The sequence below is a fragment of the Allobosea sp. genome (assembly GCF_030694325.1).
Classification (GTDB): Bacteria; Pseudomonadota; Alphaproteobacteria; order Rhizobiales; family Beijerinckiaceae; genus Allobosea.
On record NZ_JAUXYO010000296.1, the window covers coordinates 1 to 13,891 of the forward strand.

The 13,891-nt window shown below is 65.7% G+C and carries 11 protein-coding genes; 5 read left to right on the forward strand and 6 right to left on the reverse strand.

Features of this window, described 5'->3' with window-relative positions:
• Nucleotides 1-263 (reverse strand): hypothetical protein (locus Q8M82_RS19090; protein WP_305692877.1); only part of this gene is annotated, 263 nt, incomplete at its 3' end.
• A 62-nt stretch (nt 264-325) separates the two neighbouring features.
• On the opposite strand from Q8M82_RS19090, the gene Q8M82_RS19095 reads away from it, so the two are divergent.
• The 3 genes from Q8M82_RS19095 (at nt 326) to Q8M82_RS19105 (ending at nt 4,735) form a co-directional block, all read left to right on the forward strand.
• Nucleotides 326-1,684 (forward strand): ABC transporter substrate-binding protein, encoded by a 1,359-nt coding sequence (locus Q8M82_RS19095; protein ID WP_371126411.1) that lies wholly within the window; start codon nt 326-328, stop codon nt 1,682-1,684.
• Nucleotides 1,685-1,899: 215 nt separating this feature from the next.
• Nucleotides 1,900-3,618: an ABC transporter permease gene (locus Q8M82_RS19100; protein WP_305692878.1), complete on the forward strand. Its 1,719-nt coding sequence runs from the start codon at nt 1,900-1,902 to the stop codon at nt 3,616-3,618.
• 19 nt (nt 3,619-3,637) lie between these two features.
• A complete protein-coding gene (locus tag Q8M82_RS19105) occupies nt 3,638-4,735 on the forward strand; it encodes an ABC transporter ATP-binding protein (protein ID WP_305692879.1) in 1,098 nt (365 codons plus the stop codon).
• Between the two features lie 286 nt (nt 4,736-5,021).
• Here Q8M82_RS19105 and Q8M82_RS19110 read toward each other — a convergent pair whose 3' ends face one another.
• Nucleotides 5,022-5,702 (reverse strand): ImmA/IrrE family metallo-endopeptidase, encoded by a 681-nt coding sequence (locus tag Q8M82_RS19110; RefSeq protein WP_305692880.1) that lies wholly within the window; start codon nt 5,700-5,702, stop codon nt 5,022-5,024.
• 35 nt (nt 5,703-5,737) lie between these two features.
• Nucleotides 5,738-9,463 (reverse strand): vitamin B12-dependent ribonucleotide reductase, encoded by a 3,726-nt coding sequence (locus Q8M82_RS19115; protein WP_305692881.1) that lies wholly within the window; start codon nt 9,461-9,463, stop codon nt 5,738-5,740.
• Between the two features lie 777 nt (nt 9,464-10,240).
• Here Q8M82_RS19115 and Q8M82_RS19120 point away from each other — a divergent pair.
• Nucleotides 10,241-10,651 carry an NADH:ubiquinone oxidoreductase subunit NDUFA12 gene (locus tag Q8M82_RS19120; RefSeq protein ID WP_305692882.1) on the forward strand — a complete coding sequence of 137 codons (411 nt, stop codon included), beginning with the start codon at nt 10,241-10,243 and terminating at the stop codon, nt 10,649-10,651.
• Between the two features lie 104 nt (nt 10,652-10,755).
• Nucleotides 10,756-11,403, forward strand: coding sequence for a DUF2155 domain-containing protein (locus Q8M82_RS19125; RefSeq protein WP_305692883.1), 648 nt, complete (start codon nt 10,756-10,758; stop codon nt 11,401-11,403).
• A gap of 6 nt (nt 11,404-11,409) precedes the next feature.
• Here the strand turns inward: Q8M82_RS19125 and aat are convergent, their stop codons facing one another.
• From aat to Q8M82_RS19140, 3 genes are all read right to left on the reverse strand, one after another.
• The gene (gene aat / locus Q8M82_RS19130; RefSeq protein WP_305692884.1) at nt 11,410-12,090 is read right to left on the reverse strand and encodes a leucyl/phenylalanyl-tRNA--protein transferase; all 681 of its coding nucleotides are present in this window, start codon (nt 12,088-12,090) and stop codon (nt 11,410-11,412) included.
• Nucleotides 12,091-12,306: 216 nt separating this feature from the next.
• On the reverse strand, nt 12,307-13,671 hold the full coding sequence (gene accC, locus Q8M82_RS19135; RefSeq protein WP_305692885.1) for an acetyl-CoA carboxylase biotin carboxylase subunit: 1,365 nt from the start codon (nt 13,669-13,671) through the stop codon (nt 12,307-12,309).
• A 26-nt stretch (nt 13,672-13,697) separates the two neighbouring features.
• Nucleotides 13,698-13,891 (reverse strand): acetyl-CoA carboxylase biotin carboxyl carrier protein (locus Q8M82_RS19140; protein ID WP_305692886.1); only part of this gene is annotated, 194 nt, incomplete at its 5' end.

A 13,891-nucleotide genomic window follows, 5' to 3' on the forward strand; every position in this document is an offset into this window, starting at 1 on the left:
GCGGCGTCCTGGCTCCAGCCGGCCAGGCCCAGGACCAGCAGCGACGCCGTCGCCGCGAGATGCGTCAGTTTCAGGCTCATCGAACGTTTCTCCCGTGCTGCCGGTTGAACCGGCTTGCCGCAGGTATGTGACACAAAACCGTCATGTTCAACCCGGTGCCGATCCTGGAGGGAGCGTTTTGCCGAGATAATTGCCCGAGTCCTAGGCATCCCCGACCGGCATTCGCCGCGCCGGAAGGCCATCGGGGTGACAACCCCGGCCATGATGTGACAGTTTGATGACGAGCATCGGCGTCGATCCGCCGTGCGACGCATGCCCGGCCTCGATGCCGGGCGCGGTCAATCAATCTCGGGAGGTTATCGTGGCGTTCAACAAACTCGTTCTAGCGTTGGGGTTGGCCCTGACGTCCTCGGTCGCCTGGGCCCAGGCGCCCGCCGGGAAGGTCACCGTGGTCACGTCCTTCTCGAAGGACGTCACCGACCCAATCAAGAAGGCCTTCGAGAAGGCGGCGCCGGGCGTGACGCTCGAGGTCCAGAACCGCAACACCAATGCGGGCGTGAAGTATCTCGAGGAGACCAAGGCGAACAACCAGGTCGACCTGTTCTGGGCCTCGGCGCCGGACGCCTTCGAGGTGCTCAAGGGCAAGCAGCTGCTCGCCCCCTACAAGCCGAAGGCGACCGGGATCCCCGAGAAGATCGGCTCCTATCCGATCAACGACCCGGCCGGCTTCTATGTCGGATTCGCGGCCTCGGGCTACGGCATCATGTGGAACGAGCGCTATGCCCGCGCCAACAAGCTGCCCGATCCGAAGGAGTGGCAGGACCTCGCCAAACCGGTGTTCTTCGACCATGTCGCGATCGCCGCGCCCTCGCGCTCGGGCACGACGCATCTGACGATCGAAACGATCCTGCAGGGCGAGGGCTGGGACAAGGGCTGGCGCACCATCAAGGAGATGGCCGGCAATTTCCGCGCGATCAACGAGCGCTCCTTCGGTGTGCCCGAGCAGGTCAATTCCGGCCAGGTCGGCGTCGGCATCGTCATCGACTTCTTCGCCTTCTCGGCGCAGGCCTCGGGCTTCCCGGTCAAGTTCGTTTATCCCAGCGTGACCACCGTCGTGCCCGCGAATGTCGGCATCGTCGCCAACGGGCCCAACCGCGCCGCAGCCGAGGCTTTTGTCGAATTCCTGCTTTCGCCAGCCGGGCAGGAGGTGCTGCTCGAGCCCGGCATTCGCCGCCTGCCGGTCAACCCGGCCGTCTATGCCAAGGCCGGCGCCGACTATCCCAATCCCTTCACCGACCCGCGCTTCCAGAAGATGATCGGCTTCGACGTCGACAAATCTGAGGCCCGCACCGCCGTCGTCGACACCCTGTTCGACCAGCTGATCTCGTTCCAGCTCGAGGCGCTGAAGGGCGTGACCAAGACGCTGCACGAGGTCGAGGCGGCGTTGGCCAAGAAGCCGAACGCGCAAGCGACGGCTTTGCTCGACGAAGCCCGCAGCCTGATCGCCGCCATGCCGGTCAACGAGGCCCAGGCCTCCAGCGCCGAGCTTCGCGGTGCCTTCACCGGCGGCAAGGAGAAGGGCGCGCGCCAGGCCGAGGTCGAGGCACAATGGGCGAGCTTCGCCCGCGACCACTACGCCAAGGCCAAGGCCAAGGCCGAAGAGGCGCTGAAGGCGGCGAAGTAGGGCAGCCCTGTCATTTCGGGTCGGCGCTTGCGCCGGCCCGAGAACCTACAATTCGGATTGGAACCCACTCTCAGCCCTCATCCTGAGGAGCGATCGCAGATCGCGTCTCGAAGGATGCTCCAGGAGGCTCCTGAGATATCTGGAGCATCCTTCGAGACGCCGCATGCGCGGCTCCTCAGGATGAGGGCTGGAGTGGATGAGCAGCCAGAAACCGCATGACCGCCACCCCCACAGCCGCTCTTCCCCGCGCCCGCCGCCTCTCGGCCACGCCCGGGCAGATCGCACTCGCGCTGGCGATCGCGGCCTTCCTGCTGCTGTTCCTGGGCCTGCCGGTCGGGACCGTGCTCTACGTCGCATTCACCGAGAAGGGCACGTCAAACTTCACGCTGGTGAACTTCTACGATTTCGTCCGCACCGAGCTGTTCATGCGCTCGCTGTGGAACTCCTTCTACGTCTCTGCCATGTCGGTGGTCTGGGCCTCGGTCTTTGCCCTGCCGCTCGCCTATCTGACGACGCGCTTCGTTTTCCGTGGCGCGATGCTGGTGCAGACGCTCGGCTTCCTGCCGCTGATCATGCCGCCCTTCGTCGGCGCGGTCGCGATGCAGCTCTTCTTCGGCCGCAACGGCTCGATCAACCTGCTGCTGGACGAGTGGTTCGGCTTCAAGATCGGGTTCATGGAGGGGCTGAACGGCGTCATCTTCGTTCAGTCCGTGCACTACTTCCCCTTCATCCTGATCAACCTTTCGGCGGCGCTGCGCAACATCGACCGGGCGATGGAGGAGGCGGCGCAGAATCTCGGCTCGTCGGGCTTCCGCCTGTTCCGCCGCATCGTCTTTCCGCTCGCCCTGCCGGGCTATCTCGCCGGCGCCTCGCTCGTCTTCGTCAAGGTCTTCGACGATCTCGCCACGCCGCTGCTGCTCAACGTCAAGGACATGCTGGCGCCGCAGGCCTATCTGCGGGTGACCTCGATCGGCATCGCCGACCCGATGGGCTATGTCATCTCCGTGGTGCTGATCGTCGCCTCCGTCATCGCCATGTGGCTGTCGGCGCTGGCGCTGAAGGGGCGCGACTACGCCACCACCCAGCGCGGCGGCGGCGGTCTCGCCCGGCGCGTGATGACGCCCTGGGAGGCCGTGCTCGGCTATGGCGTCGTCATCCTGATCCTGGCGCTGGTTCTGGCGCCGCATCTGGGGCTGCTGCTGCTCTCGTTTGCGACGATCTGGTCGTTCTCGCCGCTGCCGGACGCCTTCACCACAGCTCACTACGCCCGGGTCTTCGGCGAGAGCTCGGTCTACATCAAGAACACGCTGATCTATGCGACGCTGGCCGGCGGCATCGACATCGTGCTCGGCGTCGCGATCGCCTATCTCGTCCTGCGCACCAAGCTGATCGGCCGCGAATGGCTGGACTGGGCGGCGTCCGCTGCGCTCGCCATTCCCGGCGTGGTGCTCGGCATCGGCTATCTCAGGACCTTCTACGGCGTCACCCTGCCGGACGGCACGCCGCTGGCCTCGCTGTGGGTCACGATCGTGCTCGCGCTCGCGATCCGGCGTCTGCCCTATGCGCTGCGGGCCTGCTACGCCGCGCTCCAGCAGATCTCGGTCTCGCTGGAAGAGGCAGCTGAAAACCTCGGCGCCACCAAGGCCCGCACGGTCAGACGCGTCGTCGTGCCGCTGATGGCGGGCGGCATTCTCGCGGGCTTCGTCACCAGCTTCTCAACGGCGGCGGTTGAGCTGTCGGCGACGCTGATGCTGGTCCAGTCGAACTCCGACGCGCCGCTCGCCTTCGGCCTCTACATCTTCATGCAGTCGGCGGCGGGCCGCGGCCCCGGCGCCGCGCTGGGCGTGGTCGCGGTGCTGCTGGTCGCGCTGTGCACCTTCGTGTCGCATCTGATCATCGAACGCAGCCAGAAGGCCAAGGGCATGACGCAGTGAATGGGAATGGGCCACTGACATGAACGCCATCGCTGCGCTGACGACGCCGGCCGTCTCGGTCGACATCGAGGGAGTCAATCTCTCCTATGGCGACAACCACGTCCTGAAGAACGTCGATCTCTCGATCCAGCCCGGCGAGTTCTTCGCCTTCCTCGGCCCATCCGGCTGCGGCAAGACCACGCTGCTGCGCCTGATCGCCGGCTTCAACCAGGCCGATACCGGCCGCGTACTGATCGGCGGCAAGGACATTTCCGGCCTGCCGCCCTGGAAGCGCGATGTCGGCATGGTCTTCCAGTCCTATGCGCTCTGGCCGCATATGACGGTGGCGCGCAACGTCGCCTTCGGGCTGGAGGAACGCGGCGTCGGCCGTGCCGAGGTCGACCGGCGCGTCGCCGTCGCGCTCGATCTGGTCGGCCTCGGACATCTCGCCGGGCGCCGTCCGTCACAGCTCTCCGGCGGCCAGCAGCAGCGGGTCGCCGTCGCCCGCACCGTCGCCGTCGAGCCGAAGGTGCTGCTGCTCGACGAGCCCTTGTCCAATCTCGACGCCAAGATGCGCGTTCAGGTCCGGCGCGAATTGCGCGACCTGCAGCAGCGGCTCGGCCTGACCACGATCTTCGTCACCCACGACCAGGAAGAGGCCAACACGATCTGCGACCGCATTGCGGTGATGAATGACGGCGTGGTCCAGCAGGTCGGCACGCCGATGGAACTCTATGAGCGCCCCGCGAACCTCTTCGTCGCGAATTTCCTCGGCACCGCCAATATCCTCGATGGCCGCATCGTCGGCACGGGCGGGGAGCGCCACTTCGCCATCGAGGGTGGAATCAGGCTTCCCTTGGCCGCAGATGCCGTCGTGCCTGCGGGAGCCAAGCTGGTCTTCCGCCCCCAGCATGCGGCGCTGACGGATGCCACTGAGAACGCCGGCGGCGGACTCGCCTTGCCCTGCGTGGTGGCGCATCGCGAGTTCCTCGGCGCGAGCGTCCGCTATGGCGTGCGCGTCGGAACGACCGAGGTCGCGGTCGACACGCCGTTTCTGTCGGGCCACGACCTGTATGAGGTCGGGGCCGAAGCGACCGTCACGCTCTCGCCCCACGCGCTGATCTGGCTCTCAGTCTGACGCCCAGGTGAGGCTGGGCGTCCGGAGACCGACCGCGGAACACAACCGACAATCGCGCAACGCGATGCCTCTCCAGTCACCCATAGAGTAAATGCCTCTGCGTGTCGGAAGGCGCCTTGTTCGCCGGGATCGTCGCGCAACAATCGCTTGCCTGGCCCGACGATAACCGGGTTGCCGTCGCCGCAAAGAATACCTTTACGGTAGAGCGCGGGCGCTTCTCGGACGAGATCAGGGGAGTGGTGCCATGCCTCGTATCTAGTGCATCATTATCCCGGCGAGTGGAAACTCAAATATAGGTGCAATGGCTACCACAATTCTCACAAAAATGGCTTGAACCAAACGACTTTAGACGAAAATCCCCGCACTGGGCGCACGAATTTCCGCTGTAATTTTTGTTCTTTAGCGCAATCGCTCGAATTTCTTCTATACGCCTCTTAGCGCATTCGAGGTCGACATGACAATATTGAGCTAACTCCGACGGATCCGTGAACGATGAAGCAATATGGCGGGGCACCAGAAATTGGTCAGCAAATTGATTTGCTTGCCATTCCGCAGACTCTTCATTTTGAAGGAATCTAAGTTTTTTGTCCATGCCTGGCGAGAATGGCTGCGAGTCACAATCATGAAGTATGAGATGACCGATCTCATGGGCAATTATGAAACGTGCCTTTTCTCCATACAGTTTCGCTTCATCAACTATCCAAGGCTTAAGAAGCAATTCTGCTCGCTGATAGCCATATTTCCGCTCTCTCTTAAAAGATACAAGCGCAGGAAGGTCATTTTCAATTGTCTCGGTCGGTATAATCTCTATCGCTTTGCCAATAATGCGATTGGGAAGGGTGCACTCCAAGAAATGGACGATGTCGAACGAAGGAGAATTGTAATGTCCTTCGAACTTACGCCATTCAAACGCGAGCGCCGCTATGTTTTCGACATCTCTCCAAAGGACTTTGTGGTCGAGAGCCATAGCGGCGCGCCGTTACGTCTTGCGGACGCCCTATCTCACGAGCACCCGGTCGTGCTGCCACAGGTGTTGCACTTCAGGCAGGTGCCGTTCCGCACCAGGGTGAAGTTGCCGCACTCGCCGCAGCTGTCGCCGACATAGCCCTTCATGATCGCTTCGGCACGGCGCTCGGAGGCGCTCGGCTGGGCGGCGGGCGCGGAGAAGCCGAGCTTGGCCATCTCGGCCTCGCCGAAGCTCTCCGGCTCCTCCTTCAGCGCGGTCGCGCCGATGGTGGTGAAGGCGGTGACGTTGGCGCCGCCCCGCGCCGTCGTCTCGGTGCCGGTCGCGAGACCGGCGCCGCCCTGGATGGCGTGGAAGTTCATCGGCTTGCCGCGGCGGAAGCCGGTCGAGGCGAGCGGGCTCGAGGTGATCGGCGCCACCGTCTCGGGTGCCTTGTCCTGGCCGACGCCGCCGCCGATCACGTCATGGCCGATCTCGCTGGGGTCGATATGGGCGAGGTCGTGCCGGCCGAGATAGGAGATCGCGAGTTCCCGGAAGACATAGTCGAGGATCGAGGTCGCGTTCTTGATCGACTGGTTGCCCTGCACGAAGCCCGACGGCTCGAAGCGCGTGAAGGTGAAGGCCTCGACATACTCCTCCAGCGGCACACCATATTGCAGACCGAGCGAGACCGCGATGGCGAAGTTGTTCATCATCGCGCGGAAGGCGGCGCCTTCCTTGTGCATGTCGATGAAGATCTCGCCGAGGCGCCCATCGGCATATTCGCCGGTGTGGACATAGACCTTGTGGCCCCCGACGACCGCCTTCTGGATGTAGCCGGTGCGGCGGGCGGGCATCTTCTCGCGCTCGCGCACCACCTTCTCGACGATGCGCTCGACGATCTTCTCCGCGACCTGGGTGGCGCGCACCGTCATCGGCTGCTGGTAATGCGCCTCGACCGCGTCGTCCTCGTCCTCCTCGTCGCTGATCAGCGCCGAGTTGAGCGGCTGCGACAGCTTCGAGCCGTCGCGATAGAGCGCGTTGGCCTTCAGCGCCAGCTTCCAGGACAGCATATAGGCGTTCTTGCAGTCCTCGACGGTGGCGTCGTTGGGCATGTTGATGGTCTTGGAGATGGCCCCCGAGATGAAGGGCTGGGCCGCTGCCATCATGCGGATATGGCTCTCGACCGAGAGATAGCGCTTGCCGACGCGGCCGCAGGGATTGGCGCAGTCGAAGACCGGGTAGTGCTCGGTCTTGAGATGCGGCGCGCCCTCCAGCGTCATCGCCCCGCAGACATGGACGTTGGCGGCCTCGATCTCGGCCCTGGAGAAGCCGAGGAAGGGCAGGAGCTCGAAGCTCATGTCGCTGAGCTTCTCGGCCGGGACCTTGAGCGTCTGGGTCAGGAAATCCTCGCCCAGCGTCCATTTGTTGAAGACGAACTTGATATCGAAGGCGGCCTTCAGGTCCTTCTCGATCGCGTCGATCTTGTCCTGCGTGAAGCCCCTGGCTCGCAGCGAGCCATGATTGACGCCCGGCGCCTGCGCCAGCGAGCCATGGCCGACCGCATAGGCCTCGATCTCGGCGATTTCGCTCTCGCGATAGCCCAGAGCCCGCAGCGCATCGGGCGCCGCCGCATTGATGATCTTAAAATAGCCGCCGCCGGCCAGCTTCTTGAACTTCACCAGGGCGAAGTCGGGCTCGATGCCGGTGGTGTCGCAATCCATGACGAGACCGATCGTGCCGGTCGGCGCGATCACGGTTGCCTGGGCGTTGCGGTAGCCATGCTGCTCGCCCAGCGCCAGGGCGTTGTCCCAGGCGATGCGGGCCCGCTCGGACATCAGCGTCGAGGAGCCGCCGAGGCGGGCCAGCGTGCCGTGGTCAAGCGGAACCGGCGTCACCTCCAGCCCCTCATAGCCCGAGGCCATGCCGTGGGCGGCGGTGCGGTGGTTGCGGATGACGCGCAGCATGTGGCTCGCGTTCTTCTTGTAGCCCGGGAAGGGGCCGAGCTCGCGCGCCATCTCGGCCGAGGTCGCATAGGAGACGCCGGTCATGATCGCGGTCAGCGCGCCGGCCAGCGCACGGCCCTCGTCGCTGTCGTAACCGAGGCCCATGGTCATCAGCAGGCCGCCGATATTGGCGTAGCCGAGGCCCAGCGTGCGGTACTCGTAGGACAGCTCCGCGATCTCCTTCGAGGGGAACTGCGCCATCGTCACCGAGATCTCGAGCACGACGGTCCAGAGCCGGCAGAGATGCTCATAGGCCGCAACGTCGAATTCCTTCGTCTCGCGATCGTAGAACTGCAGCAGGTTGGCGGAGGCGAGGTTGCAGGCGGTGTCGTCGAGGAACATGTACTCCGAGCAGGGATTGGACGCGCGGATGCGGCCCGACGCCTTGCAGGTGTGCCAGTCGTTCATCGTCGTGTTGAAGTGCAGGCCGGGATCGGCGCTGGCCCAGGCGGCGTAGCCGATCTTCTCCCAGAGGTCGCGGGCCTTGAGCGTCTTCGTCACCTTGCCGGTGGTGCGCCCCACCAGGTTCCACTCGCCGTCGTTCTCGACCGCGCGCAGGAAGTCGTCGGTCAGCGAGACCGAGTTGTTCGAGTTCTGGCCCGAGACGGTGAGGTAGGCCTCGGAATCCCAGTCCGTGTCGTAGATATCGAACTGGATGTCCTTGTAGCCCTGCTTGGCGAACTGGATGACGCGCTTGATGTAGTTGTCCGGCACCAGGGCCTTGCGGGCGAGCTTGATCTCGCGCTTCAGCGCGGGGTTCTTCTCGGGATCGAAGCAGGAATCGCCTTCGCCCTCGCAGTTCACGCAAGCCTTGAGCACGGCCTTCATGTGCTTCTGGACGGTCTTGGAGCCGGTGACGAGAGCCGCGACCTTCTGCTCCTCCTTCACCTTCCAGTCGATATAGGTCTCGATGTCGGGATGGTCGACATCGACCACGACCATCTTGGCGGCGCGGCGCGTCGTGCCGCCCGACTTGATCGCGCCCGCCGCACGGTCGCCGATCTTGAGGAAGGACATCAGGCCCGACGAGCGGCCGCCGCCGGCGAGCTTTTCGCCTTCGCCGCGCAACATCGAGAAGTTCGAGCCGGTGCCGGAGCCATATTTGAACAGGCGGGCCTCGCGGACCCAGAGGTCCATGATGCCGCCCTCGTTGACGAGATCGTCCTGCACGCCCTGGATGAAGCAGGCATGGGGCTGGGGATGCTCGTAGCTCGACTTCGACTTCACCAGCTTGCCGGTCTTATGGTCGACATAGAAATGGCCCTGGCTCGGCCCGTCGATGCCATAGGCCCAGTGCAGGCCGGTGTTGAACCATTGCGGCGAGTTCGGCGCGACGCGCTGGGTCGCGAGCATGAAGCGCAGCTCGTCATGGAAGGCCGCGGCATCCTCCTCGGAGGTGAAATAGCCGCCCTTCCAACCCCAATAGGTCCAGCAGCCGGCGAGCCGGTCGAACACCTGCTTGGACGAGATCTCGGAGCCGGAGCGCTCGGCCTCGGGCAGGGCGGCGAGCGCCGCCTCGTCGGCGACCGAGCGCCAGAGGAAGGAGGGGACATCGTTCTCCTCGACCTTCTTCAGCCGCGCCGGCACGCCGGCCTTGCGGAAATACTTCTGCGCGAGCACGTCGCTGGCGACCTGCGACCAGGACTCGGGCACCTCGATGCCTTCCAGCCGGAACACGATCGAGCCGTCGGGATTGCGGATCTCGCTCACGGCCGAGCGGAACGGAATGGCGGCGTAAGGCGACTGTCCGGCGGAGGTGTAGCGGCGCTCGATGCGCATGATCTGTCGTCCCTTAAGATCTGCCGCGGGCGAAAAGACGCCTCGCGCGGCCGGTTGATCACCGGCTCCTGATGTCAGCCCAACTCGGTTTTGATGCCCCGTGGACGCGCAGGCGTTCTGTCCCGCCCTGCTTCGTCCGGTTGCGGCCAGACAAGCCGCGCGCGCCGTCCCGGCGCCACCTTGCCGGTGTGCCGCGAAAACCGCCTCGACCCCTCTGGAAACTCATGGCGCGGGTATCGAAAGGCGTCTCCGCCGGCCGTCACGCGACTGTCAAAACCTAGTCCCGGATGGACCGTTCCGTCAAGGATTAGTGCGCCGCTTCTCCGCCGGGCACGACATCTAGTGCCTATCTGTGAACTCAGGGGATAAGTTGCAAGGAGTCCGACAAGGCTCGGAGATTCCTCACAGAATCGCAAGCGCCCGGTGGCTCGCCGACCGCCGCGGGCCACCTCGCGACCGCTCGAATGCGAGAGATCATGGTTACCTGTTGCTTTCCTGCCATGACCGGCCGGGCGGCTTCGCAGCCGCTCTCCGCATCCGAAGCAAACCGCCAGCAGGCAAAGGCCTTTCGGTGCCCTGCGGCACCACGAATCGGCCTGGCCATGGAAGCGCTGCGATCGCGCCGCCGAAGCGAATCGATAGCACCGTTCGGAGCCGCCCGCGCCCCTGCCCGAAACCTGTGGACACTGGACAGGGCCTCGCACCGACGCCATAAGTCGCCGCAACGACGGTCCGCGCCGCGCGCGGCCGCTGCCCCCCTTTCGCGGGACGAGCACGATGAAAGACTGGCTGCTGCAGATCTTCACCTGGTGGAACGGCCAGACCATCGGCACGCGCTTCCACACCTGGCGCTTCGGCGAGCGCGTCGGCGAGGACGAGTTCGGCAATGTCTATTACCGCACCAAGGGCGGTGTGAAGGACAAAGCGCTCGGCTTTCAGCGTCGCTGGGTGATCTACAATGGCGAGGCCGAGGCTTCGAAGGTCCCGCCGGGTTGGAAGGGCTGGCTGCAGCACACGGTCGACGTCGCCCCCTCCGAGGAGCGCTACGAGCCGCGCGACTGGCAGCAGCCGCATCAGCAGAACTGGACAGGCACGGCACTGGCCTATCGGCCCAAGGGCTCGATCCTGAGCGACGGCGAACGCCCCGCCGCGACCGGCGACTACGAACCCTGGACACCGGGGCGCTGAAGCCCGGCTCCGCGCGGGCGATCGCCCTTTTTCCGCTGCGATTGGCGTGTTACTGCGCGCCGACGCGGGCCGGCCCCGCTGCCGCAGAGATTCGCCACACAGCCATGCCGTCGCCCCCCCGCTTTCCGGCCCTGGCCGGCCTGGTTTCGACCGCGCTTCTGTCGTTCGCCCTGACCGGTCCGGCCGCGGCCGACCGCATCCGCAACCCGACCGCCGTCTTCGCCGGGCTCGACAAGATCACCGGCCGCATCATTTCCTTCGAGGTCGCCGTCGACGAGACCGTGCAGTTCGGCGCGCTGCAGCTGACGCCGCGGGTCTGCTGGACGCGCCCGCCGACCGAAGCGCCGCAGACGACGAGCTTCACCGAGGTCGACGAGGTCACCTTCAACAACGAGTACCGGCGCATCTTCACCGGCTGGATGTACGCCGCCAGCCCGGGCCTGCACGGCGTCGAGCACGCGATCTATGACGTCTGGCTGACCGACTGCAAAGGCGGTACCGAGCTGGTGGTCGATCCCAAGGAGCCGGAGGCTCCGCTGCCGGACGAGCCGCGCCGGCCGCGCAACCCCGCCCGCGACGTCAATCAGCAGCCCGGCCTGCCGCCCCCGGGCGGACGCGGCGACATCCTGACGCCGCCGGGTCAGCGCATCGACGTGGCCCCGCCGCAGGGCGTGCCGGTTGCGCCCCGCCAGGCGCCGAGCCAGCGCTTCTTCCCGACCAATCCCGGCCGCGACCCGACCGGCGGCAACTGAGGCGGCTTACCCGGCCGAGACGCTCGCCACGGCCTGTGCACCCGAGACGCGCTGGCCGGGCGCCCAGATGGCCGCATTGCCCGGCGCCGCCAACGCGCGCTCGAGCAGTAGCTGATAGGCCGCGCGCGGCACCTCCTGCGTCCCGAACTGGGCGAGATGGGCGGTCTGGAACTGGGCGTCGAGCAGCCGGTAGCCGCCCAGACGCAGCCGTGCCACGAGATGCACCAGCGCGACCTTCGAGGCATCGGTCTCGCGATGGAACATGCTCTCGCCGAAGAAGGCTCCGCCGAGCGCCATCCCGTAGAGCCCGCCGACGAGCCGACCCTCCCGCCAGCACTCGACGGTATGGACATGGCCCATGCGGAAGAGCGCACCGAAGATGTCGCGGATACGGCGGTTGATCCAGGTGTCCGGGCGGTCGGCCCTCGGCTCGGCGCAGGCCGAAATGACCGCGTCGAAATCGGTGTCGACCCGGATCTCGAAACGCTCCGAGCGAACGGTTCGCGCCAGCCGCGAGGACAGGTGGAAGCCTTCGAGCGGAATGACGCCGCGCAGTTCGGGCTCGACCCAGAACAGGTTCGGGTCGTCCGCCGTCTCCGCCATCGGGAAGATGCCGGCCGCATAGGCGCGCAGCATGATCTCCGGGGTGATCTCGGGCGTGCGCACAGGAATGGAGCGGGCCTTCATCAGGGCAGGGGAGCGCGGGCTGGCGCGGGAGTCAAACGAAGATGAGGGCGCGACCAGCCCCCTCTCCCCTCGTGGGAGAGGGTTGGGGTGAGGGGGCGCCGTGACCTGGCCGCTCTGTCGGTGACGCCCTGCAATCCGGATGGCGCACGGCGCCCCCTCATCCGTCTCGGCTTCGCCGAGCCACCTTCTCCCGCGAGGGGAGAAGGGAAGAGCGCCTCAGGCGCCGCCGGTCTCGTCCATGCCGCCGGCGGCGAGAAACTTCTCGAGCCAGTGGATGTTGTAGTCGCCGTTCAGGATGTCGGAGTTGCGCACCAGCGTGCGGAACAGCGGCAGCGTCGTGTCGACGCCGTCGACGACGAACTCGTCCAGCGAGCGCCGCAGCCGCATCAGGCATTCGGCGCGGTTGCGGCCATGCACGATCAGCATGCCGACCAGCGAGTCGTAATGCGGCGGGATCACATAGCCCTGATAGGCCGCCGAATCGACGCGCACGCCCAGCCCACCCGGCGTATGGAAGGAGACGATCTTGCCGGGCGACGGCCGGAACGTCGCATGATGCTCGGCATTGACGCGGCATTCGATGGCATGGCCCTCGATCACCACGTCCTTCTGCTCGATCGAGAGCGGCATGCCGGCGGCGATCCGGATCTGCTCGTTGACGAGGTCGATCCCGGTGATCATCTCGGTGACCGGATGCTCGACCTGGATGCGCGTGTTCATCTCGATGAAATAGAACTCGCCGTCCTCGTAGAGGAACTCGATCGTCCCGGCGCCGCGATATTGCAGCTTGGACATCGCGGCCGCGCAGATCGCGCCGATCCGGTCACGCTCGCCGGCGTTGAGCGCGGGCGAGGGGCCTTCCTCCCAGACCTTCTGGTGGCGGCGCTGCAGCGAGCAGTCGCGCTCGCCGAGATGGATGGCGTGGCCCCGCCCGTCGCCCAGCACCTGGATCTCGATATGGCGCGGCTTCTCGAGATATTTCTCGATATAGACCGCGTCGTCTCCGAAATTGGCCTTGGCCTCGGTGCGCGCGGTCGAGAGCGCGACGGACATCTCGTCCTCGCTGCACACGACCTTCATGCCTTTGCCGCCGCCGCCCGACGCCGCCTTGATGATAACGGGGAAGCCGATCTCGGCCGCGATCTTCAGCGCCTCGCCGTCATCGGTGACGCCGCCTTCCGAGCCCGGCACGCAGGGGATGCCGAGGGCCTTGGCCGTGCGCTTGGCCTCGATCTTGTCGCCCATCGAGCGGATATGCTCGGCCTTGGGGCCGATGAAGGTGATGTCGTGCCGCTCCAGAATCTCGGCGAAGCGGGCATTCTCCGACAGGAAGCCATAGCCGGGATGCACAGCATCGGCGCCGGTGATCTCGCAGGCCGCGATCAGGGCGGGAATGTTGAGATAGCTCTCGCGGGCGCTCGGCGGCCCAATGCAGACGCTCTCATCGGCGAGGCGCACATGCATGGCGTTGGCGTCGGCGGTGGAATGGACCGCCACCGTGGCGATGCCGAGTTCCTTCGCCGCGCGCAGCACGCGCAGCGCGATCTCTCCGCGGTTGGCGATCAGGATCTTGTCGAACATCTTGCGCTCGCCGCTCGCCGGGCCGCTCACTCGATCACCAGCAGCGGCTCGCCATATTCGACGGGCTGCCCATCCTCGACCATGATCGCGACGACCGTGCCGGCGCGCGGGGCGACGATGTCGTTGAAGGTCTTCATTGCCTCGACCAGCAGCACGCGCTCGCCCGCCTTCACGACGGAGCCGATCTCGACGAAGGGCTTTGCGTCGGGCGAGGGCCGGC

What these genes read in the sequence shown, in the direction of transcription:
- Q8M82_RS19095 (WP_371126411.1), top strand. Translation starts at nt 326, where the DNA reads ATGCCGGGCGCGGTCAATCAATCTCGGGAGGTTATCGTGGCGTTCAAC.
- Q8M82_RS19100 (WP_305692878.1), top strand. Translation starts at nt 1,900, where the DNA reads ATGACCGCCACCCCCACAGCCGCTCTTCCCCGCGCCCGCCGCCTCTCG.
- Q8M82_RS19105 (WP_305692879.1), top strand. Translation starts at nt 3,638, where the DNA reads ATGAACGCCATCGCTGCGCTGACGACGCCGGCCGTCTCGGTCGACATC.
- Q8M82_RS19110 (WP_305692880.1), bottom strand. Translation starts at nt 5,702, where the DNA reads ATGGCTCTCGACCACAAAGTCCTTTGGAGAGATGTCGAAAACATAGCG.
- Q8M82_RS19115 (WP_305692881.1), bottom strand. Translation starts at nt 9,463, where the DNA reads ATGCGCATCGAGCGCCGCTACACCTCCGCCGGACAGTCGCCTTACGCC.
- Q8M82_RS19120 (WP_305692882.1), top strand. Translation starts at nt 10,241, where the DNA reads ATGAAAGACTGGCTGCTGCAGATCTTCACCTGGTGGAACGGCCAGACC.
- Q8M82_RS19125 (WP_305692883.1), top strand. Translation starts at nt 10,756, where the DNA reads ATGCCGTCGCCCCCCCGCTTTCCGGCCCTGGCCGGCCTGGTTTCGACC.
- aat (WP_305692884.1), bottom strand. Translation starts at nt 12,090, where the DNA reads ATGAAGGCCCGCTCCATTCCTGTGCGCACGCCCGAGATCACCCCGGAG.
- accC (WP_305692885.1), bottom strand. Translation starts at nt 13,671, where the DNA reads ATGTTCGACAAGATCCTGATCGCCAACCGCGGAGAGATCGCGCTGCGC.